The sequence below is a fragment of the Agrobacterium sp. CG160-95 genome (genome assembly GCF_053521725.1).
Genome location: NZ_JBNWDU010000001.1, coordinates 546873 through 567253 on the forward strand (window position 1 = coordinate 546873; position 20381 = coordinate 567253).

The 20381-nt window shown below is 59.2% G+C and carries 22 protein-coding genes; 9 read left to right on the forward strand and 13 right to left on the reverse strand.

Features of this window, described 5'->3' with window-relative positions; translation table 11 throughout:
- Positions 1–5 precede the first annotated feature (5 nt).
- From ACQZ63_RS02750 to ACQZ63_RS02760, 3 genes are read right to left on the reverse strand one after another with little or no spacing between them, the layout of a single operon-like run.
- Positions 6–383, reverse strand: coding sequence for a Na+/H+ antiporter subunit C (locus tag ACQZ63_RS02750; protein ID WP_003509263.1), 378 nt, complete (start codon positions 381–383; stop codon positions 6–8).
- Positions 383–802, reverse strand: a complete 420-nt coding sequence (locus ACQZ63_RS02755) for a Na(+)/H(+) antiporter subunit B (RefSeq protein WP_003512013.1) — start codon at positions 800–802, stop codon at positions 383–385. The genes ACQZ63_RS02750 and ACQZ63_RS02755 overlap by 1 nt, the downstream gene beginning before the upstream one ends.
- The gene (locus ACQZ63_RS02760) at positions 799–3168 is read right to left on the reverse strand and encodes a putative monovalent cation/H+ antiporter subunit A (RefSeq protein ID WP_113555921.1); all 2370 of its coding nucleotides are present in this window, start codon (positions 3166–3168) and stop codon (positions 799–801) included. The genes ACQZ63_RS02755 and ACQZ63_RS02760 overlap by 4 nt, the downstream gene beginning before the upstream one ends.
- Before the next feature lie 205 nt (positions 3169–3373).
- Between ACQZ63_RS02760 and msrB the strand changes: the two genes are divergently transcribed.
- Both msrB and ACQZ63_RS02770 read left to right on the forward strand, forming a co-directional pair.
- On the forward strand, positions 3374–3781 hold the full coding sequence (gene msrB, locus ACQZ63_RS02765; protein ID WP_003512009.1) for a peptide-methionine (R)-S-oxide reductase MsrB: 408 nt from the start codon (positions 3374–3376) through the stop codon (positions 3779–3781).
- Positions 3782–3897: 116 nt separating this feature from the next.
- Positions 3898–4524: a LysE family translocator gene (locus ACQZ63_RS02770; protein ID WP_113555922.1), complete on the forward strand. Its 627-nt coding sequence runs from the start codon at positions 3898–3900 to the stop codon at positions 4522–4524.
- Between the two features lie 19 nt (positions 4525–4543).
- Here the strand turns inward: ACQZ63_RS02770 and ACQZ63_RS02775 are convergent, their stop codons facing one another.
- The 5 genes from ACQZ63_RS02775 to ACQZ63_RS02795 form a co-directional block, all read right to left on the reverse strand.
- Entirely contained in the window at positions 4544–5041 is a 498-nt protein-coding gene (locus tag ACQZ63_RS02775; RefSeq protein WP_003512007.1) for a GNAT family N-acetyltransferase, read from the reverse strand.
- Between the two features lie 107 nt (positions 5042–5148).
- Positions 5149–5817 (reverse strand): PAQR family membrane homeostasis protein TrhA, encoded by a 669-nt coding sequence (gene trhA, locus ACQZ63_RS02780; RefSeq protein WP_003512005.1) that lies wholly within the window; start codon positions 5815–5817, stop codon positions 5149–5151.
- 188 nt (positions 5818–6005) lie between these two features.
- Positions 6006–6326, reverse strand: coding sequence for a TraR/DksA family transcriptional regulator (locus tag ACQZ63_RS02785; RefSeq protein WP_003512004.1), 321 nt, complete (start codon positions 6324–6326; stop codon positions 6006–6008).
- Positions 6327–6387: 61 nt separating this feature from the next.
- On the reverse strand, positions 6388–6798 hold the full coding sequence (locus ACQZ63_RS02790; protein WP_003512003.1) for a universal stress protein: 411 nt from the start codon (positions 6796–6798) through the stop codon (positions 6388–6390).
- Between the two features lie 41 nt (positions 6799–6839).
- Positions 6840–7088 (reverse strand): hypothetical protein, encoded by a 249-nt coding sequence (locus ACQZ63_RS02795; RefSeq protein ID WP_141566650.1) that lies wholly within the window; start codon positions 7086–7088, stop codon positions 6840–6842.
- On the opposite strand from ACQZ63_RS02795, the gene ACQZ63_RS02800 reads away from it, so the two are divergent.
- Together ACQZ63_RS02800 and ACQZ63_RS02805 are read left to right on the forward strand one after the other, a co-directional pair.
- Positions 7071–7931, forward strand: a complete 861-nt coding sequence (locus ACQZ63_RS02800; protein ID WP_113555923.1) for a VOC family protein — start codon at positions 7071–7073, stop codon at positions 7929–7931. The genes ACQZ63_RS02795 and ACQZ63_RS02800 overlap by 18 nt on opposite strands.
- An 83-nt stretch (positions 7932–8014) precedes the next feature.
- Positions 8015–9199: an AI-2E family transporter gene (locus tag ACQZ63_RS02805; protein ID WP_003512001.1), complete on the forward strand. Its 1185-nt coding sequence runs from the start codon at positions 8015–8017 to the stop codon at positions 9197–9199.
- Positions 9200–9206: 7 nt separating this feature from the next.
- Here the strand turns inward: ACQZ63_RS02805 and ACQZ63_RS02810 are convergent, their stop codons facing one another.
- From ACQZ63_RS02810 to ACQZ63_RS02825, 4 genes are all read right to left on the reverse strand, one after another.
- The gene (locus ACQZ63_RS02810; protein ID WP_113555924.1) at positions 9207–10283 is read right to left on the reverse strand and encodes a trifunctional transcriptional activator/DNA repair protein Ada/methylated-DNA--[protein]-cysteine S-methyltransferase; all 1077 of its coding nucleotides are present in this window, start codon (positions 10281–10283) and stop codon (positions 9207–9209) included.
- Positions 10284–10399: 116 nt separating this feature from the next.
- Entirely contained in the window at positions 10400–11125 is a 726-nt protein-coding gene (locus tag ACQZ63_RS02815) for a polysaccharide deacetylase family protein (RefSeq protein WP_113555925.1), read from the reverse strand.
- Between the two features lie 52 nt (positions 11126–11177).
- The gene (locus ACQZ63_RS02820) at positions 11178–12086 is read right to left on the reverse strand and encodes a dihydrodipicolinate synthase family protein (protein WP_003511998.1); all 909 of its coding nucleotides are present in this window, start codon (positions 12084–12086) and stop codon (positions 11178–11180) included.
- A gap of 105 nt (positions 12087–12191) precedes the next feature.
- The gene (locus ACQZ63_RS02825; RefSeq protein ID WP_003511997.1) at positions 12192–12593 is read right to left on the reverse strand and encodes a DUF930 domain-containing protein; all 402 of its coding nucleotides are present in this window, start codon (positions 12591–12593) and stop codon (positions 12192–12194) included.
- Positions 12594–12816: 223 nt separating this feature from the next.
- Here ACQZ63_RS02825 and ACQZ63_RS02830 point away from each other — a divergent pair, with 223 nt between their 5' ends.
- The 5 genes from ACQZ63_RS02830 to ACQZ63_RS02850 all read left to right on the forward strand — a co-directional run bounded on the left by ACQZ63_RS02830 (position 12817) and on the right by ACQZ63_RS02850 (position 19317).
- Positions 12817–14916: a S9 family peptidase gene (locus tag ACQZ63_RS02830; RefSeq protein ID WP_113556048.1), complete on the forward strand. Its 2100-nt coding sequence runs from the start codon at positions 12817–12819 to the stop codon at positions 14914–14916.
- A gap of 495 nt (positions 14917–15411) precedes the next feature.
- The gene (locus ACQZ63_RS02835) at positions 15412–16422 is read left to right on the forward strand and encodes an ABC transporter substrate-binding protein (protein WP_111803562.1); all 1011 of its coding nucleotides are present in this window, start codon (positions 15412–15414) and stop codon (positions 16420–16422) included.
- A gap of 241 nt (positions 16423–16663) precedes the next feature.
- Entirely contained in the window at positions 16664–17572 is a 909-nt protein-coding gene (locus ACQZ63_RS02840) for an ABC transporter permease (protein WP_003511991.1), read from the forward strand.
- A complete protein-coding gene (locus ACQZ63_RS02845) occupies positions 17565–18671 on the forward strand; it encodes a quaternary amine ABC transporter ATP-binding protein (RefSeq protein ID WP_113555926.1) in 1107 nt (368 codons plus the stop codon). The genes ACQZ63_RS02840 and ACQZ63_RS02845 overlap by 8 nt, the downstream gene beginning before the upstream one ends.
- A 364-nt stretch (positions 18672–19035) precedes the next feature.
- Positions 19036–19317 carry a hypothetical protein gene (locus tag ACQZ63_RS02850; protein ID WP_003511987.1) on the forward strand — a complete coding sequence of 94 codons (282 nt, stop codon included), beginning with the start codon at positions 19036–19038 and terminating at the stop codon, positions 19315–19317.
- Positions 19318–19327: 10 nt separating this feature from the next.
- Here the strand turns inward: ACQZ63_RS02850 and dmeF are convergent, their stop codons facing one another.
- A complete protein-coding gene (gene dmeF, locus ACQZ63_RS02855) occupies positions 19328–20338 on the reverse strand; it encodes a CDF family Co(II)/Ni(II) efflux transporter DmeF (RefSeq protein ID WP_025592771.1) in 1011 nt (336 codons plus the stop codon).
- Positions 20339–20381 lie beyond the last annotated feature (43 nt).

A 20381-nucleotide genomic window follows, 5' to 3' on the forward strand; every position in this document is an offset into this window, starting at 1 on the left:
CCCGCTCAATAACCGAGCGGCGGCAAAGGCTCGCCTGCCGGTTCTGCGGTGCGCATTTCGTCGGTGTCGTCGGTCTGCAATTCCTGGAACGCGCGCCAGGTCAGCACCAGCAGGAAACAGAAGAAGGAAAAGGAAATGACGATTGCCGTGAGGATAAGCGCCTGCGGCAGCGGATTGGCGGCACCCGCCGGCAGCGTGTCCATGCCGGGCGGAATGATCGGCGGCACTTCGCGCGTCAGCCTTCCCGCCGTGAACAGCAGGAGGTTGACTGCGTTGCCGAGAATGGCGATGCCGAGCAGCATGCGGATGCTGTGACGCGAGAGCATGAGATAGATCGCCACCGAAAAAAAGATGCCGACGAGAATGGAGAAAACAGCTTCCATCAGTCGCTATCCCTTTCTTCCAGAGCCAGCGCAATGGAGGTGATGGCACCGACCACGACGAGATAAACGCCGATATCGAAGGACATGACGGTGGAGAGTGGCACTTCCACACCGAGCAGGCTCGGATAGACCCACAGCCCGGTCATGAAGGGCACGCCGGCTGCAATCGAGACGAGACCAGACAACATCGCCAACAGCAGCCCCGCGCCGGCAATGGACAGCGGATGGTACACGATGGCGCGCCGGACTGCGGCCACACCATAAGCGATGCCGTAGATCGCCAGCGCCGAGACCGCGATCAACCCGCCGATGAAACCGCCGCCCGGCTCGTTATGGCCGCGCAGCAATACAAAGATGGAAAACAGCACCATGAGGCTGGTGACTACGGGGGCGACGGTGCGCAGGATAAGCGTGTTCAAGCCCGCGCTCCCTTCTTCTTCGCTATTTTTGCTGGTCCCTTGATGGCAGCAGCCGGGCGGATGCGGATGAGCGCGAGAATGGCCAGGCCTGTTATCATCACCACCGCAATCTCGCCCAGCGTATCCATGCCGCGGAAATCGACGATGATGACGTTCACCACATTCGCCCCGTGGGCGATGACCTTGGAATAGGTGTTGTAGAAATCGGTGAGGCGATTATCGAGCGACGCTTCCGTCGCCTGCATCAGGAACAGGGCAAAGCCGGTTCCGCAGGCAATGGCGATGGTGCTGTCCAGAAGCTTCTGGCCAGGGCCGCGGTGGTCTGACGGCGACAGGCGAAGCCTTGTCATCACCAGCGTCAGAATGACCACGGAAAGGGTTTCGACCATGAATTGCGTAAACGACAGATCGGGCGCACCGAACAGCAGGAAGATGACCGCCACCGCAAACCCCTGAATGCCGAGCGCGATGATGGCCGTAAGCCGACTGGACGCCGTGAGCACAGCGACAAGGCCCGCAACCGCGATGGCAATGAAGGTCAGCTCATGGATTTTCATGTCGTGCGGCCACGCCGGCATGGACGGCATTTCGCCATAGAGAAACAGCGGCGCAAGCAGCACGACGGCGATGACGGCGAAAGTGGCGGTGACGTAAAATTCCAGCCTGCCGGGCTGGATAAGCCTGACAACGTGGAACGAGATTTTGACCAGCGTTTCGATGAAAACATCGAAGCCCCTGTCCGGCCCTGCACCCAGCGCCTTGAAGGTGCGCACCATCAGGCCGCGAACGGCGGAAAGCTGCATGTAGAGGACGATGCCGAGCGCGATCGTCAGCAGCGACAGGCCGAGCGGCACGCCGATATGGGGAATGAGCGAGATTTCCACCGGGCGCGCCTCACCCGCGATCGCGCTTGCCATCGGCGTCGAAATGTAAAAATGCGAAAGGCCAGCGAAGAGAGCGATGGTCAGCCCCTTTATCGCCAGCAGCGCCGGGCCGAGCCACAGCAGCAGTGGTCCCTCATGAGCGTGTTTCGGGGTTTTCACGGGCTTGCCGAGGAAAGGTTTCAGCGCCACGGCAAAAGCGACGGCAAACATCAGCGCATTGCCGAGAATGGCGATGCCGGTGAACAGCACGGCACGCGGATTGCCATGCGCCAGCGCATAATAAATCTCCTCCTTGGCGAGAAAGCCGAAGAAGGGCGGCAGGCCGGCCATGGAGATGGCTGCGGCAAGTGCTGCCGCAAAGGTGATCGGCATGGCTTTTCGCAAGCCGCCGAGCTTCGTCACATCGCGGGTTCCGGTCTCGTGGTCGATGATGCCGGCGACCATGAACAGTGCGCCCTTGAAAAGCGAATGCGCCACCAGATAAAGCACAGCCGCCTCAATCGCGTGGTCCGAGCCGAAGCCAGTCAGCATCACCAGCAGACCGAGCGAGGACATGGTGGTATAGGCCAGCATCAGCTTCAGGTCGGTCTGGCGCACGGCCAGCAGTGCGCCGGTAAGCATGGTCAACCCGCCGAAGAACGGCAGCAGGATCTGCCAGGCAGCGGTATCGCCGAGAACGGGGTTGAGGCGCATTAGAAGATAGACGCCGGCCTTCACCATGGTTGCCGAGTGCAGATAGGCCGAAACCGGTGTCGGTGCCTCCATCGCGTTGGGAAGCCAGAAATGGAACGGGAACTGCGCCGATTTGGTGAACGCGCCGCCGAGAACCAGCAGTAGCGCAGCCAGATAGAACGGGCTGTCGCGTAATATATCGCCGCCACGCACCAGCATGGACAATTGCGTCATGCCGCTCATGTCCCAGATGAAGATCAACCCGGCGAGCAGCAGCAGACCGCCGCCGCCCGTTACCACCAGCGCCTGCAAGGCGGCACGGCGTGCGGCCGGGCGCGCATGGTCGAAGCCGATCAGCAGGAACGAGGTTATCGAGGTCAGTTCCCAATAAACGAACAGCATCAACAGGCTGTCCGAAACCACGACGCCCAGCATCGCGCCCATGAACAGAAGCAGGAAAGACAGGAAGCGGCCCTGCTGCGGATGCCCCTTCATGTAACCGCCGGCATAAAGCACGATCAGCAGACCGATACCGGTGATCAGAAGTGCAAAGGTCAGCGACAGGCCGTCGATGAACCACGAAAAGCTGAGGTTGAAACTTGGAACCCAGACGTAACCGCCCGTGACCACGCCGCCAGCCGCCACCTGCGGCAGCATCAGTGCGAAGTGGACAAAGGCCAGCGCGGGCGCGATCGCCAATATCCAGACGGCATTGTGACCTAATCTTTTCACCAGCATCGGTGCGGCAAGCGCTGCCAGAAACGGCAAAAACAGCGACAGGAATGTCAGCTGCGTGACATCTGATGTCATTCACATCTCCCAGGGCTTCCCCTACCCCTGTACGCCCATGAATGGCGTTCTTTTCAAATCGTATTTTTCAGTTAAGGCATAGACACCGCCATCTCAACCCAAATCGACTCTCATACCTGCCCATAACGTACTCGTTATGACAGCTGCCCTCTTTCAATCTGCAGCGCCGATGCCTATTTCTGGCAGGAACAGAAAGGATCATTCCATGAGCGATCTGACATCCCCGAAAGTGAACAAGAGCGATGCCGACTGGCGCGAGCAGCTGACGCCGGAGCAATATCGCATCCTGCGTGAACACGGCACCGAGCGCCCATTTACCGGTCCCTACTGGGACACGTTCCAGAAAGGCCTCTATCGCTGCGCCGCCTGCGACGAACCGCTGTTCCTCTCCGATACCAAATTCGATGCAGGATGCGGCTGGCCGAGCTATTTCGAACCGGTGAAACCGGGTGCGGTGACGGAACATCGCGATGCGACGCTTGGCATGGTGCGCACCGAAATCCGCTGCGCCAATTGCGGCGGCCACCTCGGCCACGTCTTCCCGGACGGCCCACCGCCCACCGGCCTGCGTTATTGCATCAACGGCCATTCGATGGTGTTCGAACCGATCTGATGAGAGACAGGTAACGGCCGGTTGCCTGCCGGCCGTTTTTGCGAAGAAAATGACCGTCTCGACAGCCGGACCGGAGAGTGAGATTATCGCGATCTCACTCCTTCCGGATCACCGTCATGGCGCTCGAAACCATCCTCATATTCATTCCCGCCTGCTTTGCCCTGAACATGGCGTTCGGGCCCAACAATCTCCTGTCGATGACGGTTGGTGCGCGATACGGCATGGCAACGGCAATGATGGCCGCGAGCGGCCGGCTGGTTGCGTTTGCGGGCATGATCGCGATCGCCGCTTTGGGCCTCGGCGCACTTTTGATGGCTTCCGAAATGATGTTTTCGCTGATCAAATGGATCGGCGTTCTCTACCTGCTGTGGATCGGCTTCAAGCTCATCCGCTCAAGGGCGGATGTCACCGCTCCCGATATCTCCTCGGGCAACGGAAATATTCTCAAGACCTATCTGCGGCAGGAGTTTTTTGTCGCCTCCGGCAATCCGAAGGCCATCCTGATCTTCACGGCCTTTTTCCCGCAGTTCATCCAGCAGGACGCCTATTGGCAGAGCTTCGCCACGCTCGGCACAATTTTCCTGCTGCTCGAGGTGATGGCGATCACCGTTTATGCCTTTGTCGGTTCGCGACTGTCCGGTCTTATGCGCAATGCGCGCGCCCTGAAGCGCGTCAACCGGATCAGCGGCTCGATGATGATGGCTTTCGGTGTCATGCTGGCCTTCGCCCGGCGCCCTGCCTGAGAGAAATCCCGGCCGCATACTAGTTCAGTTTAAGCTCCATGCAGGTCAGGTCCAGCCAGCGGCCAAACTTGGTGCCCACTTCCGAAAACCGGCCGGCAACGGTGAAACCGAGGCTTTCGTGCAGGCGGATGGAGGCGGCGTTTTCCGATTCGATCGCGGCGATCAGCACATGCACATCGTTGCCGGAGGCGTGGTCGATGAGCGCCTGCATCAGCCGCTTGCCGATGCCGTGGCCGCGCGCGTCCTTGTGGACATAAACCGAATGTTCGCGGGTGTGGCGATAGCCGTCGAAGGCGCGCCAGTCGCCATAGGAAGCGTAGCCGGCAACCTTGCCGTCAAGAATCGCGACGATCACAGGAAAGCCGCGTGACTTGCGGGCGGAAAACCATTCCTTGCGGTTTTCCAGATCGACCAGCACTTCGTTCCAGATCGCCGTCGTGTTCAGGACCGCGTCGTTGTAAATCTCCATGATGCCGGAAAGATCGTCCACGGTGGCATCGCGCAGTTCCAAACTCATTATCGTTCGCCCTCATTCTTGTCTGCATCGCGCGCCCAACGTTCCGGGGCACGACCTTCAGCCGAGCATTAGGCGATGACGCGGATGGCTGTCCAGTGCTCTCTAGCTCAGGAAGACATGGGAACGAGGCTGAAGGAAGTGACCACGGCAAAATAGTGGACAACGGCGGCGGCAACGACGAAACCGTGCCAGATGGCGTTCTGGAATCGCAGCTTTTCCCAGACATGGAAGACCACGCCGAGCGAATAGATGACACCGCCAGCGACAATCAGCCAGAGCGTGACGGGGGCCAGATGCGTTGAGAGCGGCTGCACAACCATGATGCCGCTCCAGCCCATGGCGAGATAAAGGCCTATGGCGACCCGGTCGTAACGGCCGGGAAACAGGCATTTGAGCAAGATGCCGCAGATGGCGGCAAGCCAGATCAGCCCCAGCATGGTGGCAATCAGCGGCTCGTGGATACCGCGCATCAGGAACGGCGTGTAGGTGGCGGCGATCAGTATGAAGATCGCCGAGTGGTCCAGCCGGCGCAGGAACCATTTTACGTTGGAATGCGGCCAGATATTATAGGTGAAGGACACGGAAAGGCAGGCGACAAGGCCGAGTCCGTAAATCCAGGCGGCCGCGATGGCGCTGAGGCTGCCCCAGACGGTCGCGTAAAAAATCAGCGCCGTGGCGCCCACCAGCGCAAAAACGATACCCACGCCGTGGACGATACCATCGGCGACAATCTCGTGAAAATCATACTGGCGACCAAACCGCCACACGTTACTCATAGTCCATTCCCGTTTGCCTGCTTGGGGCCAAGCATGACGGCAATATTAGACAGGAACAAGACAGCAGCCGGTTAACGGCGATCAAATTGCGTTCCGGGCTGTTGCGAAAGGAGAGGTTGAGCGGTGGCCTCGCCGTTTCCCTCATTCCTGCGCTTGTCACAGGAATGAGGAGGGAAAAAGGAGCGCCCTCACAAGGCCGCAGCGCATTCCTGGCAGAACGGCGTATAGGGCACGGCTTTCAGGCGGTCTTCCGAAATTTTCTTGCCGCATTTGACGCAGGTGCCGTAGGTACCGTTCGCGATGCGGTCGAGTGCGGCGTCGATGGCGCGCAACTCGTCCTGGCCCACCTGCCCTATTTCATCCAGCACCTCGTCATTGCTGCGTTCAGCGGCGCGGTCGTCATCATCGGGGTTGCGCGGTTCTTCGAAATCCGCCTCGATTTTGTGCAGGCGGCTGTAAAGCTCGCGCTGGCGGTCGCGCAGGATTTTCTCGTAACTTTCGACATTCATGGTCTTCTCCTCCAGCCGGTGCGGGCGAAAATCGCCCGCTACCCCAAGATTTCAACTCACTTTACCTGTCAATCAGCACCGAGCACTTGGCATGGCGCACCACGCGGTCGGCGGTGGCGCCGATGAAATAATTGGTAAAATCAGGCATATGCGATGCGATGATGATGAGATCGGCCTTGTGCTCTTCGGCAGCGGCAATGATTTCACGCGCCGGCGCGCCGCTTCTGATTTCGTGCTTGCCCTTGAAGCCGGCCTTCGCCTGAATATCCGCAAGTTTCGTCTTGGCATCCTTGATGGCATTTTCGATGAGGTCTACCGGCAGGTCGATCGCCATATAGCCGGGCAGTTCCTCAACCACATTGATGAGGACGATCTCGCCATCGGCATCCAGCAGCGCCCTGGCCTTGGCGAGAATCTTCTCTCCCTTGTCGATGGCGCTGAGGTCTACCGGTACGATGATTTTCTTGTACATGGCTATCTCCTTTGGCGTAATCTGCCGTTCACGTGTCGGGCTCATATTTCCCTGCCGATGCGCCCTTCGCCTTGATTGAAGTCAAAGCCGCGTCGGAGCAGCAACAGGGGCATTGTCAACGAATAGTGGACGGTCAATCGCCAGATGGCGATCTTTGCTGAACGACAAAACCCGCCCATATTCACCACAAATGAACGCCGCAAAGCGGCGTCGGCTGATGCAGATGCGCAAATCCGCGTCGTCAGCACGCCGGATTCAATATGGAGATTATGATGAGTGAAATCAAACAATTCGCCCTGACGCGGCCGGCTTATGTCGGTCAGGCTCATCTTGTCGTTCACGATCTGCCGCGCATTTCGGAATTCTACCAGAAAATCATCGGCCTCTCCGTCATCGAGAAAAGCCCGAGCGGCGAGGTTCTTGGTGTCAACGGCCAGCCGCTGCTGACACTTTCCACCTCCGGCACGGTTGAACGCGCGCCGCGCAATGCCGCAGGCCTGTTCCACACCGCCTTCCTGATGCCGCGCCGCGAGGATCTGGCCCATTGGCTGGCCCATGCCGCGCACAACAATATCCAGCTTCAGGGCGCATCCGACCATCTGGTGAGTGAAGCGATCTATCTGGCCGACCCCGAAGGTAACGGCATCGAGGTCTATCGCGACCGGTCGCCGTCGGAATGGACCTACCAGCAGGACGGCACGGTGGAGATGGCTACGCTCCGCCTCGACCTACAGGCGCTGTATGACAGTGCGCCGAAAACGGCGTTCGAGGGCGCTGCCGATGGAACGGCCATCGGCCACATGCATCTGCAGGTCGGCAATATTCCGCAGGCAGATGAGTTTTATCGGGATGTACTGGGGTTGAAGATCATGGCGCGTTATCCGGGTGCCAGCTTCTTCGGCTCGGGCGCATATCATCACCATGTGGCCGCCAATATCTGGAACAGCCGCGGCGCCACGGCCCGCAAGGACAACATGACGGGCCTTTCGGGCTACTCGCTGAAGTTCAACGACAGTGCGGCGCTCAAAACTGCAATAGCTGCTCTCGACCGGCTGGAAATAGCTACGGAACGACAGAGCGACGGTATTGTTCTCAAAGATCCGTGGGGCATAGGCCTGAAGCTTTCCGCGTAAAGACCACGGGGCGGCAGAAATTTTTGCCGCTCCGGAACCGCCTCATTTTTCGAACGTTTGATGTCTTATTGGGGGACAGTTCGATGAATGAGAATGCCAGGCCGGAAAAAACCGGCATATTGGGCAATATCGGGCGGCGCGCCGCAAACGCTCCGTCGACGAAGGCCGACCCTTTCGAGGGTCTGGCGTCCGGCTCGCACCGTGACGACGCGCGCAGCCAGCAACCGCTCGGCCGAGAAGCGCTCGATGTGGCCGTTGCATGGTCGGTGATCGGCATTTTTCTCGTCGTCATGATGGCGGTGATTCATGAATTGTCTCTGATCCTCATACCGGTGGTGCTGGCGATTGTCGTGGGCATGATCCTCGGCATCGCGGCGGAAAAGCTCAGTTCCTATGGCATTCCTGGTGCCGGTGTGGCGGTCATTCTCTCCGGCCTTGTCGCGGCCGTCATGTTTTTCGTGATCAATTCGCTGATCGACCCTTTGTCGCAGCTCGCCTCCGAAGGACCAGCGCTGATCGAACGCAGTATGGACCGCTTCCTGCCCTATCTTCAAAGCATCCGATGGCTGAACATTTCGGCAGCGACCTTCAGCATGGGGTCGATTTCAATGGAGTCGCTGATTTCGCGCAGCGGCGAGATAATTTCCCTGCTCGGTTCCAACGTCACCCCCGCAGTCGTTCAGGGCATGATCTTCCTCGCCGCGCTTTTGATGTTCCTCTACAGCCGCCTGCGGCTGCGCAAGGCGATCATCATGGCCTTTCCGGCCCGGCACCAGCGGCTGAGGGCCATTCGGATCATCGCTTCGGTGGAAGAAGTGCTCGGCACCTATTTTGCCACGGCAGCGCTGATCTATGCGGCGCTGGGCGTGACGATGGTGGCGATCGCCTATTTCGGCGGGCTGGCCATGCCGCTTCTGTGGGGGCTCTTCGCCTTCCTCTCCAGCTTCGTGCCGTTTCTCGGCATCACCGCCATGACGGTGTCGCTGGCGGTGGCAGGCATCATCACGCATGACAACATGGTGCTGGCATTACTGCCATCCGCGATCTTCTTCACCATTCACCTGTTGATGGAAAACCTGGCCTTTCCGGCAGTGGTGGGCCGCAATATGGAGATCAACCCCTTCCTCGTCTTCGTGATGATCATCTTCTGGACGTGGATGTGGGGTGCTGCGGGCGCCATGCTGGCACTGCCGCTGTCGCTGATCGCCATGACAGTAACGCGCGAGCTGTTTCCTTCACGCCGCATCGTTCCAAACCTGCCGGCCTGATGGCCGGTCAGGAGGCGAGAGGGATGCGGAGCTTATCGGCCATGCGCCTCTCGTGCTCGATCAACCATTTCTTCCGCCACAGACCACCGCCATACCCGGTCAGGCTGCCATCTGCGCCCAGCACCCGGTGGCAGGGAACGACGATGGCGATCTGGTTGGCGCCATTGGCGCGGGCGACGGCACGCACGGCGGATGGCCGTTGCATCGACGTCGCAAGCGAAGAATAGCTGACGATCTCTCCCGCCGGTATCTCCCGCAATGCGTGCCAGACATCGCGCTCGAAGGGTGTGCCGTGTCCGGCAAGCCGGGTTTCGAAGTCAGCCGAGTGCCCGGCGAAATAGGCCGCGAGTTCTGCTGCGATCTGGCCGGTGACCGGCGTCCTGCCCAGCACCATATCCGCGCCGGTGCGGGCCTTCAGCCGCTTCAATTCGGCCGGAAGCGCTGGACGGTCGGCAAATTCGAGAAGATGCAGGGCGTGATCATCGGCAACCACCAGCATCGGGCCGATCGGCGTGTCGATCCAGTCGCCCTTCAGGAACCCCTTGCCTTTCATGGCGGCGGGAGAGGTGCCGAAGAACTGGTTGATGGCCGAGCGGAAACCGCTGCCGGATTCATATCCGGCATCGATCTGCGCGCCGATCACGGCTTCTCCTGATGCGAGGCTTGTCGCCGCATCTCCCAGCCGCCGCAACCTTGCGATTTCCAGAAAACTCATGCCGAAACGGCGTTTGAAGGTGCGGCGCACGGTGGAAGGGTCATGGCCCATCGCCACCACATCCTCCTCATGCCAGCGCCGCGCCGGTTCGTTTTCCAGTGCCGTCAGAAGGGTGGTGACGGTTTCATCCGCCGTGCCATAGGAAAGCATCGGCTTGCAGCGCTTGCAGGGGCGGAAGCCAGCTTCCAGACATTCGGCGATGGTTTCGCGAAAGCGGCAGTTTTCGATCTTCGGCTTTCGCGCCGTACAGGTAAAGCGACAGAAAATCTTCGTCGAGGTCACGCACACATAGGCCACGCCCTCATAGGCGGGGTCCTTGTTAACAAGGGCGGAATATAGGGTTTCGGTGTCGGGGCGTTTGAACAGCATGGGAGGATGCTAGCGCAAATTTGCGCGGTATGCCGCCGAAAAACGGGCGTGGATGTGGGATGCTCATTTCCCTCGTTCCCGTGCTTGTTACAGGAATGAGGAGAGAGCCGCCCCGCTCAATTACCCGGCGGCGTAAACGACGGGTCGTCCAGCCTTGTGAACACCACGCCGCGCGCCTTCAGCGCCAGAAGTCCCCTCACCACGCCCTCACCCGCTTCGTGGGTAGGCTGATTGATGTGGGAGATGATAACGTCGCCGTCCCTGGCTGAAGCGATGTGCTTTGCCGTGGCGGCCGCGCCCAGAAGCGAGCCGCCATCGCCATTGACGGAATAACCCGCCACCCGCATGCCGAGCCTGTTGATGGTGGCCATAGACGAGGCGGTATATTTCGCCGTCGCACCGCGAAACCATTGCGGTTGAAAACCGGTCATGGCGACAATTGCCTGCCTGCCGCCCTCGACCTCCTGCTCGACTGCCGCTTCCGAACCGGCAGCGGCAATGCCGTAGATGGCAACGGGCTTGTCCACCGCTGGTACATGGTTTTCGCCGTGGTTTTCAATCTCGAACAAATCCGGATGCGCCATCATTACGGCAAGCGCTTCGCTATTGTGCTTCAGCCAGCGGGCAGTGACGAAGATCGTCGCCGGTATCTTTTCCTGCACCAGCGTATCGAGAATGCGATGGTCGGTCTTGCCCATGCAGGCGTCCAGAGTCATCGCCACCCGCACCCTGCCGTCATGCCTCGGCGTCATTTTCAGCGTCGGCTCGACGAGACCCGTCCCCGCGATGGCGGCAGTGGAGAGCGACAGGAAGAGAGCGGCAAAGGGCAGGCTACGCAGCATTTTTCAGTTTCCGAAGGGTAAGATGTGGCAATCCGCCTGCAAAACGCCCGAATTATGGCGCGGCTTCCAGCGTGGACAGAGCGTTCAGCACCTCTTCCACCCGCTGGCGCTCTGCGCTGGTGAGCGACAGGATTGGCCGGGGCGGCTCGCATGCCGTTACCGACAAAGCATTGGCGGCGGCGTAGATCACGCGGATACTGCCGAATTCCTTGAAGAGCGCCCAGAGCGGCTGGAAGGCCAGATCGAGCCTGCGCGTCTCCTCCGCATCCCCGGCCTGGGCGGCGCGCATCAACCGCAATGCCGGAACCGGCAGCAGGCCCGCAACGACGCTGTACCAGGCATCGCCACCGGCAAGCGTTGCTTCCGCACATCCCCAGTCGCCGCTGTAACCGATGGCGAAATCATCCGTCAGTTTCGGCCGCAGCCGCGCAAGCTCTCCCGCATAGTCGGAATCGGCCGGCAGCGGCATCTTTATGGCACGGATATTCGGGATATAGGCGAGCCTGACCAGAAGCTCATCGCTGAAGGAGAATCGCGTCGTCGTCGGGTTGTTGTAGATGGCGAGCGGCAAATCGGTTGCGCCGGCGACGGCGGCGAAATGGTGATAGGCCTCTTCCTGGGTCAGCGGCGTATAGGAAACGGGTGCCAGAAGCAGCGCATCGGCACCGGCAGCTTCGGCATCCTTCGCCAGCGCCACGGCCTCATCGGTACGCAATGCGCCGACGCCTGCCATCAATGTGCGCCTGCCCTTGAGGACGGCATGGGCTGCCTCGACCGCGCGCCGCCTCTCGGCACGCGACAGATACATATAGGTTCCGGTGCTGCCGAGAATACCGATGGAATCGACCTCCGCCGCATCCAGCCGCTCGACGAGGGCGGAAAAGGCTTGGCTATCCACCTGCCCGGCCTCGTCAGCGGGCGTGATCGGAAAAGCCGAAAGTCCCTTGAATTGCTTCGCCATGTTCTCGCCCCTCACTTCGATCGAAGGACAGCGTTACAGACCCATTGGCAGGGCGGCAAGAAAAGCGGGGTTTAAACCGGCGACCGCAGACGAAGAATTCCCCGATCAGTCATAAAGATACAACTTCTTCCACTGCTCTTCGGGAATCTTGTCGCCGACACGGTAATCGAAGGACTGGATGGAGAGGCTGTCGCTTTTCAGCTGGCACTTGTATTTGAGCTTGTACCATTCACCGGCGCTTCTGAAGACTGCACCCGACGCCTTGATCGAATTCTTGCCAACCTCGGGATCACCGAAGGTATAGGCAATGACCTTATCCGGCTTCATGCCCTTCTGCTCCGTCGCGATCCGCTCCATCGCCTCTATGTCGCAACGCTGCTCCAGACGCTCCTCGGGGGCGAGCACGTTCAGCTGCCGCATGACGTTGGCGTCTATTGCGAAAGCGGGTGTAGATGCCTGCAAGGCAAGGAAAAACGCAGAAAGAGCAGCGGGAAGAAACTTTCGCATGGGATCCTGTCAGTTTTCGTTTGTTCTTATCGATGCACGGCAGGCCGGTGGCAGGCGCGTATCATCGCTGATTTGCCGGATATTGCCAAAATGTGATCGAAAACTGACGAAATTGTGCCAAAGCCTCATTTCACCTGTGGAGATTTGAAACTTGATCGGTGGTGAGGGGCACTCTACATCTTGGGTGCCGCCCACGCATTTTTCATACGAAAGCGAGTTTCCCTTGCCGATTTTCAAGAACCTGCCCGCCGCCCCGACCGCCGAAAAACGGCCTGTCCAGGATACGCATCACGGCATCACCCGTACCGATGACTACGCATGGTTCCGGGCCGATAACTGGCAGGCCATGTTCAAGGACCCTACCCTACTCGACCCAGCCATCCGCGCCCATCTGGAGGCCGAGAACGCCTATATGGAAGCCGCAATGGGCGACACCAAGACGCTTCAGGAAAAGCTGTTCGAGGAGATGAAAGGCCGTATCAAGCAGGATGATTCCTCTGTTCCGGTCAATGATGGACCTTATGCCTATGGCACGCTGTTCGTGACCGGCGGCGAGCAACCGCATTATTTCCGCACCCCGCGTGATGGCGGCGAAAAGCACGTGCTGCTTGATGGCGACAGGGAAGCTGAAGGCAAGGATTATTTCCGTCTTGCCGGCCTCGACCAGTCTTCCGATCACAGTCACGGCATCTGGGGTTATGACGACAAGGGTTCGGAATATTTCACGCTGCGCATCCGTAATCTCGAAACCGGTGAAGACCTTGCCGATGTCGTGGAAAATACCGGCGGCGGCGGGGCATGGGCGCCTGACGGCAAGAGCTTCTTCTATACGCTACAGGACGAAAACCACCGCCCCTCGAAGGTCTTCCACCACATCATCGGCGAGCCGCAGTCGGCCGACCGGCTGGTCTATGAGGAAAAGGACCCCGGCTTCTTCATGGGCGTTGGCGCGTCCGTGCTCGACGACTTCATCTTCATCGACATTCACGACCATGAGACCAGCGAGTACCGCATTCTTTCCACCAAGGACCTGATGGCCGAGCCTGTCGTGGTTGCGGAGCGCGAGGAAGGTATCGAATATTCGATGTGCGAAGGCGGCGATGTCTTCTACATCCTCACCAATGACGGCGATGCCAAGGATTTCCGCATCATGGAAGCGCCGGTGACCGCGCCGGGCAAGGAAAACTGGAAGGAGGTCGTGCCGCACGAGCCGGGTCGCCTCATTCTCTCCGTCGATGCCTATGCCCGCCATCTGATCTGGCTGGAGCGCCGCGACGGCCTGCCGCGCATCGTTATCCGCGATCGCCGCACGGGCGAGGAACATTCCATCGCCTTTGCCGAGGAAGCCTATTCGCTTGGCCTGCATGGCGCTGCAGAGTACGACACCGATGTCATCCGCTTCTCCTACTCCTCGATGACGACGCCGAGCCAGTTGTTCGACTACAATATGGTGACGCGCGACCGCACGCTGCTGAAAACGCAGGAAGTGCCTTCCGGCCATAATCCCGACGATTACATTACCCGCCGCATCATGGCGCCTGCCCATGACGGCGAGTTGGTGCCGGTCTCGCTGCTTTACCGCAAGGATGTAGCGCTCGACGGTTCGGCCCCCTGCCTGCTTTATGGCTACGGCGCCTATGGCATTACCATTCCCGCTTCCTTCTCCACCACAACGCTGTCTTTGGCAGACCGTGGCTTCATCTATGCCATCGCCCACATTCGCGGCGGCAAGGACAAGGGTTTCGAGTGGTATGAAACCGGCAAGATGAAAGACAAACAGAACACATTTAAGGATTTCATCGCGGCTGCCGATCATCTGGTCAAGGAAGGCTTTACCTCCTACGATCGCATCATCGCGGAAGGCGGTTCGGCAGGGGGAATGCTGATGGGCGCCGTCGCCAACATGGCCCCGGAAAAATTTGCCGGCATCATCGCTGCGGTTCCCTTCGTGGACGTGCTGACGACCATGCTTGATGACACGCTGCCGCTAACCCCGCCGGAATGGCCGGAATGGGGTAATCCGCTGGAATCGGAAGAGGAATATCAGTGGATCGCCGCCTACAGCCCCTATGACAATGTCGGGGAAAAGCCCTATCCGCCGCTGCTTGCGCTTTCCGGCCTCACCGACCCGCGCGTGACCTATTGGGAACCGACCAAATGGGTGGCGAAACTGCGCGAAAAGACGACGGGGGAAGCCCCGATCCTGCTCAAGACCAACATGGCGGCTGGCCATGGAGGCAAGTCGGGCCGTTTCCAGCGGCTGGAAGAAATTGCCTTCGAATATGCCTTCGCACTGAAGGTCGCGGGCAAGGACACCGTCTGACACGCTGAATGCAGAAACGGGCGGCGATCCAATCGTCGCCCGATCTTATTTTGGACTAAAATACCTGCAAAAATCTCGTTATTGAATATTTTTTCCACAAATTATCATACGCATCTTTTATTTAAATAACATCTTTATCGACATTGAATTTTTATTTCCAGTTGCTGCAACTCATAATATATCTTCCGCAAACGCAAATAATTACCATGTATTACGTCACCTGAAAAAATGTTCCGGAAATCGAACGCATGGCTGCGTTGCGCCATTTCGCATTGCAATATCACTTTTCGGCCGTATTATCCGGGCCGTTGACATATTCATGCGCCTTTTCGCCGCCTTTCTCGCGGCAATCCTGCAGCACGTCTTGCGGATAATCTTATCGCCGGATTTTTTCGGCTTTTTCATGCGCCATGTCAGTTCGCCCTTGGCAATCCGGGCTTTGCAGTGCTCCCGCTTTGCCAATTGAAAACACTGCATCAGACTTGGAGGTCTCCCATGAAGAAACTCCTAGCCTCGACCATTCTCGTAACGGGCTTTACCATCGCTGCCGGTGCAGCAAATTCCGCCAACGCCGCAGAAACATGTGGCAGCGTCACCATCGCCGAAATGAACTGGGCATCCGCCGGTGTTGCGGCTTACGTCGACAAGTTCATCATGGAAAACGGCTATGATTGCACGGTCAACGTCATCAGCGGCGACACCACTCCCACATTCACCTCCATGAATGAAAAGGGCCAGCCGGATATGGCGCCCGAAATGTGGGTGAATACCCTTGGCGCCCCCTATGAGGACGCCGTCAAGAAAGGCAACCTGATCCAGGAAAGCAAAATCCTGAGTGAAGGTGGCGTTGAAGGCTGGTGGATTCCCAAATATCTCGCCGACGAACACCCCGATATCAAGACAGTTGAGGACGCACTCAAGCATCCCGAGCTTTTCCCCGCGCCGGAAGACGCCAGCAAGGGTGCCGTGTTTGGCTGCCCGCCGGGCTGGGGCTGCCAGCCAACGACCGCCAACCTGTTCAAGGCACGCAAGGCCGACGAGAAGGGCTTCGCCCTGATCGATACCGGCTCCGCCGCGGGCCTCGATGGCTCGATCTCCAATGCCTATGAGAAAAAGCAGGGCTGGCTCGGCTATTACTGGTCCCCGACGGCCATTCTTGGCAAGTACAACATGGTGAAACTGGACGATGGCGTGGCACTCGACCGCGAGGCCTACGACAATTGCATCGCCAAGCCTGATTGCGCCGATCCCAAGCCAAACGCCTATCCGGTGGCAGAGGTATTCACTGTTGTCACCAAGGACTTCGCCGAGAAGGCCGGTCCTTCCATCGACTATATCCGCAAGCGGCAGTGGGACAACGAGACCGTCGCCAAGGTTCTGGCCTGGATGGATGAAAACCAGGGCACCAACGAAGACGGCGCGGAATATTTCCTCGAGAACAACGAGGATATCTGGACGAAGTGGGTTTCGCCCGAGGTGGCGGAGAAGATCAAGGCTTCGATGTGATCGTATGGGTGAAAGGGAAAAGCTTCGGTTTCCATCCGTGGCTTTACCCCCCTCTGCCCTGCCGGGCATCTAGATCGGCTGGGCTCACCCTTCTCACAAATCCGCAACCTGTTTGATGGGCGAGACTTTGTCTCGGATCGATCTCCCCCCTTGTGGGGGAGATGTCCGGCAGGACGGAGGGGTGCCCCGCGCTCCAGCCTCGACCACCCATCCCCCAAAACCCAAAGGGAAAACAACAATAATGGCCCTCTGTAACTATCTGCCGGATATGCTGTGCAAGTTTCCGGCCATCGATAACGGCACGATGCGTGTGGCACGCAAGACCATCGATGACGGTTTTCGCGATATCGTGCGCAATTACGGCGATGCGATCGATGTGATCGTGCATCCGCTGCAGCTCTTTCTCAACTCCTCGGAGCGGCTGTTCATCCAGACCCCGTGGATCGTCACCATGCTGGTCATTCTGGCGATCGTGCATCTGGCCGGGCGCAGCTTCAAGATCACCGGTGGCACGGCCATCTCCCTGCTCATGATCGGCGCAGTCGGCCTCTGGCGCGACGCCATGACGACGCTTTCCATCGTCGCCATCGCCACGCTGATCGCCATCGTCATCGGCCTGCCGCTCGGCATTTTGATGGGACGCTCCGAACGGTTGCAGCGTATCATCAATCCCGTGCTCGACGTGATGCAGACCCTGCCAAGCTTCGTTTATCTCATCCCCGTGGTGGTGATTTTCGGCATCGGCAAGGTACCGGGCCTGATCGCAGTGGTGATCTATGCCATTCCGCCCGTCATCCGCCTGACCAGCCTCGGCATCCGCCTGGTAGACCGGGAGGTGCTGGAAGCCGCCGATGCCTTCGGCTCCTCCAACGGCCAGAAGCTGTTCAATGTGCAGCTGCCGCTGGCGTTGCCCACCATCATGACCGGCATCAACCAGACCATCATGATGGCACTCGCCATGGTCGTCGTCGCCTCCATGGTCGGCGTCGGCGGTCTCGGCAAGAATGTGCTGCAGGCCATCAACAACCAGTTTTTCACGGTGGGCTTCCTGAACGGTTTCGCTCTGGTCGCCATCGCCATCATGTTCGACCGGGCAAGCCAGGCTTTCGGCAAGCGCCTGCAGAAATACCGCGAGGTCTCCCATGGCTAAAAGCATCGAAATCAGGAATCTTTACAAGATCTTCGGCAAGCATCCCGAGAAATATCTCGAAGCGGTGCGATCCGGCATGGACAAGGTCGAGCTGAACGACAAACACAACCATGTGCTCGGTCTCAACAACATCAACATCACCATGCCGGGCGGCAAGATCACCGTGGTCATGGGGCTTTCCGGTTCCGGCAAGTCGACGCTGATCCGCCACATCAACCGGCTGATCGACCCGACCGCAGGTGAGGTTCTCTACGACGGCGAGGACATTTGCGGCATGAGCACTTCGGCGCTGCGGAAATTCCGCCGTCACAAAACGGCGATGGTGTTCCAGAAATTCGGCCTCCTGCCGCACCGCACCGTGCTGGAAAACAGCGTCTATGGCCTCGATATTCAGGGCGTGCCACGCAAAGACAGCGAAGAGAAAGGCCGTTACTGGCTGGATCGTGTCGGTCTTGCCGGCTATGAGGATTATTATCCGAACCAGCTTTCCGGCGGTATGCAGCAGCGCGTCGGCCTTGCCCGTGCGCTTGCCAACGATGCCGATATTCTCCTGATGGACGAGGCCTATTCGGCTCTCGATCCGCTGATCCGTGTCGATATGCAGACGATGCTGCTCGACCTTCAGCAGGAGCTGAAAAAGACCGTGGTGTTCATCACTCACGATCTGGATGAGGCTTTGCGACTCGGCGACCACATTGCCATTCTGAAAGACGGCGAAGTGGTGCAGCAGGGCGACGGCCAGAGCATCATCCTTTCCCCTGCGGATGGTTACGTCACCGACTTCGTGCGCGACGTCAACCGCAGCCGCGTGCTTCAGGCCACCACCGTGATGGAACCGCTGACGGCGAAACCCGAGGGCATGTCGGTGCCGGAAAACGCGACACTGGAAACCATCGCCCGCGATATGTCGGAGGCGAACGAAACCAGCGCCCATGTGGTGGATGAAGACGGCAAGCCAGTCGGCGTCATCGGCCTCGACACGCTGGTGGCGGCGATGGTCACGCCGGCACCTCAGGAGACGGAGGCCGGGGTGGCAGTCGTGGAGGAAGCGGAAAAAATCCCGGAACCGGCGGCGCCTGTGGAAAAGGAAACTGCGTAATCCGGCACCAACAGGATTTGCCTTTCTTTCAGAGGACCGAAAAAGCCCCAGCCCCGCTGCGCAAAAGACATCGGAGCTGCCTGGCCGCGTCCAAACTCTTTCGTCATACCGGCCTAGAGCCGGTATGACGGGAGTGGGGTGTTTGGCGCCAGAGTTTGAGCGGCACAACAGGGTCGCCATGGCGAGCACGACGCGAAGTGTGGGCAAGGCCGGTAACGCCCGCCTTCCCATCCAACCATGCAAAAACGAAGCACCCCTTTGCCACGTGTCAAGCCGGGAACGACATTGCAATGCAGCAAGCGCAAGCTTCGGGCAAGCCGCCGCCGTTAACCATTTGTTAACTTTTGAACGCGGAATCACTGGCATGCAGATCGAAAGCAATATTGGCGGATACAATTATCAGGCTCGTGTCCGCGACATCGAAAAACCCGGCAGCGCGCAGAGCGCGCCCGAGGAACAGGCCGTTAAACGCGGCCCCGGCAACCCGACCGTTTCCAGCACCGTTCTTTCCCGTTCGCTGGCCAACGTGCTGTGGGCCGTCGGCAATGGCAGCGCGCCCGCCCACACGCAGGCTGCGACCTCCGCCGAGGACAAGGCAGAAGCGCAGGCCGAATGGGTGCGCAGCGCCTATTCCGAATACGAATAGATGATTCCGATCAGGCCCTTGCCGGGCTGACCTCCACCGTTACATGTGAGAGTTCATGTATGGCTGCAAGCTTCTGCTTGTAGAAAGCCGGTGCCTTCGGCACCTGCGAGTGGATGGCGACAATGGCGGCGTGATGCCCCGGCCCCACCTGCCAGACGTGCAGGTCGGTGATGCGATCTTCTTCCGTTTCCACGCTTTCACGGATTTCCTGCGGCAAGTCCTCCGTCAGCGGAACCGCATCAACCAGCGTCGTTGCCGTGGAGCGAATGAGTCCCCATGACCAGCGGGCAATCACCACACCGCCGACAATACCCATCAACGGATCGAGGAAGGACCAGCCGTTCCACTTGCCGAGCAGCAACGCGACAATGGCGAGAACGGAAGTCAGCGCATCGGCGAGTACATGCAGATAGGCTGCGCGCAGATTATTGTCCCTGCCGCCCTTCGCTCCGTGCTCGCCGTGATGCGCGTGCGAGCCGTGATCGTGATGGGCGTGGCTGCCATGGCCGTGATGGGCATGCGAACCATGTGCGTGACCATGGCCATGGCCGTGATCGTGGTCATCCTTCAACAGCACGGCGCTGACGAGATTGACGATGAGACCGATGACGGCGACGAGGATCGCCTGATTGAAGTCGATCTGAACAGGATTGAAAAGCCGCATCGCACTTTCGACGGCGATGAGCAGCGCCACCACCGCCAGCACGATGGCGCTGGCAAAACCGGCGAGATCACCGAACTTGCCGGTGCCGAAGGTGAAGCGCGGATTGCGCGCCTCGCGCCGGGCATAGAGATAGGCCAGCGCCGAGATGAGCATTGCGCCCGCATGGGTGGACATGTGCCAGCCATCCGCCGTCAGCGCCATGGAACCGAACCAGTGGCCGGCGACGATCTCAGCCACCATCATGACTGTGGTCAGCGCAATCACCATCCACACGCGCTTTTCATTGCGCTCATGGTTCCGGCCTAGGAAAACATGGTCGTGGCCGGACGCTGCGGAAAATTCGGATGTCGTCGTCATGTCGCTAATCCTGTTCGATCCTGGAATATTCTGTTTCACGCAT

Bases quoted from the DNA above. Each gene is read 5' to 3' on its own strand.
- ACQZ63_RS02750 (WP_003509263.1), bottom strand. From the start codon at position 383: ATGGAAGCTGTTTTCTCCATTCTCGTCGGCATCTTTTTTTCGGTGGCG.
- ACQZ63_RS02760 (WP_113555921.1), bottom strand. From the start codon at position 3,168: ATGACATCAGATGTCACGCAGCTGACATTCCTGTCGCTGTTTTTGCCG.
- msrB (WP_003512009.1), top strand. From the start codon at position 3,374: ATGAGCGATCTGACATCCCCGAAAGTGAACAAGAGCGATGCCGACTGG.
- ACQZ63_RS02770 (WP_113555922.1), top strand. From the start codon at position 3,898: ATGGCGCTCGAAACCATCCTCATATTCATTCCCGCCTGCTTTGCCCTG.
- ACQZ63_RS02775 (WP_003512007.1), bottom strand. From the start codon at position 5,041: ATGAGTTTGGAACTGCGCGATGCCACCGTGGACGATCTTTCCGGCATC.
- trhA (WP_003512005.1), bottom strand. From the start codon at position 5,817: ATGAGTAACGTGTGGCGGTTTGGTCGCCAGTATGATTTTCACGAGATT.
- ACQZ63_RS02785 (WP_003512004.1), bottom strand. From the start codon at position 6,326: ATGAATGTCGAAAGTTACGAGAAAATCCTGCGCGACCGCCAGCGCGAG.
- ACQZ63_RS02790 (WP_003512003.1), bottom strand. From the start codon at position 6,798: ATGTACAAGAAAATCATCGTACCGGTAGACCTCAGCGCCATCGACAAG.
- ACQZ63_RS02800 (WP_113555923.1), top strand. From the start codon at position 7,071: ATGAGTGAAATCAAACAATTCGCCCTGACGCGGCCGGCTTATGTCGGT.
- ACQZ63_RS02805 (WP_003512001.1), top strand. From the start codon at position 8,015: ATGAATGAGAATGCCAGGCCGGAAAAAACCGGCATATTGGGCAATATC.
- ACQZ63_RS02810 (WP_113555924.1), bottom strand. From the start codon at position 10,283: ATGCTGTTCAAACGCCCCGACACCGAAACCCTATATTCCGCCCTTGTT.
- ACQZ63_RS02815 (WP_113555925.1), bottom strand. From the start codon at position 11,125: ATGCTGCGTAGCCTGCCCTTTGCCGCTCTCTTCCTGTCGCTCTCCACT.
- ACQZ63_RS02820 (WP_003511998.1), bottom strand. From the start codon at position 12,086: ATGGCGAAGCAATTCAAGGGACTTTCGGCTTTTCCGATCACGCCCGCT.
- ACQZ63_RS02825 (WP_003511997.1), bottom strand. From the start codon at position 12,593: ATGCGAAAGTTTCTTCCCGCTGCTCTTTCTGCGTTTTTCCTTGCCTTG.
- ACQZ63_RS02835 (WP_111803562.1), top strand. From the start codon at position 15,412: ATGAAGAAACTCCTAGCCTCGACCATTCTCGTAACGGGCTTTACCATC.
- ACQZ63_RS02840 (WP_003511991.1), top strand. From the start codon at position 16,664: ATGGCCCTCTGTAACTATCTGCCGGATATGCTGTGCAAGTTTCCGGCC.
- ACQZ63_RS02845 (WP_113555926.1), top strand. From the start codon at position 17,565: ATGGCTAAAAGCATCGAAATCAGGAATCTTTACAAGATCTTCGGCAAG.
- ACQZ63_RS02850 (WP_003511987.1), top strand. From the start codon at position 19,036: ATGCAGATCGAAAGCAATATTGGCGGATACAATTATCAGGCTCGTGTC.
- dmeF (WP_025592771.1), bottom strand. From the start codon at position 20,338: ATGACGACGACATCCGAATTTTCCGCAGCGTCCGGCCACGACCATGTT.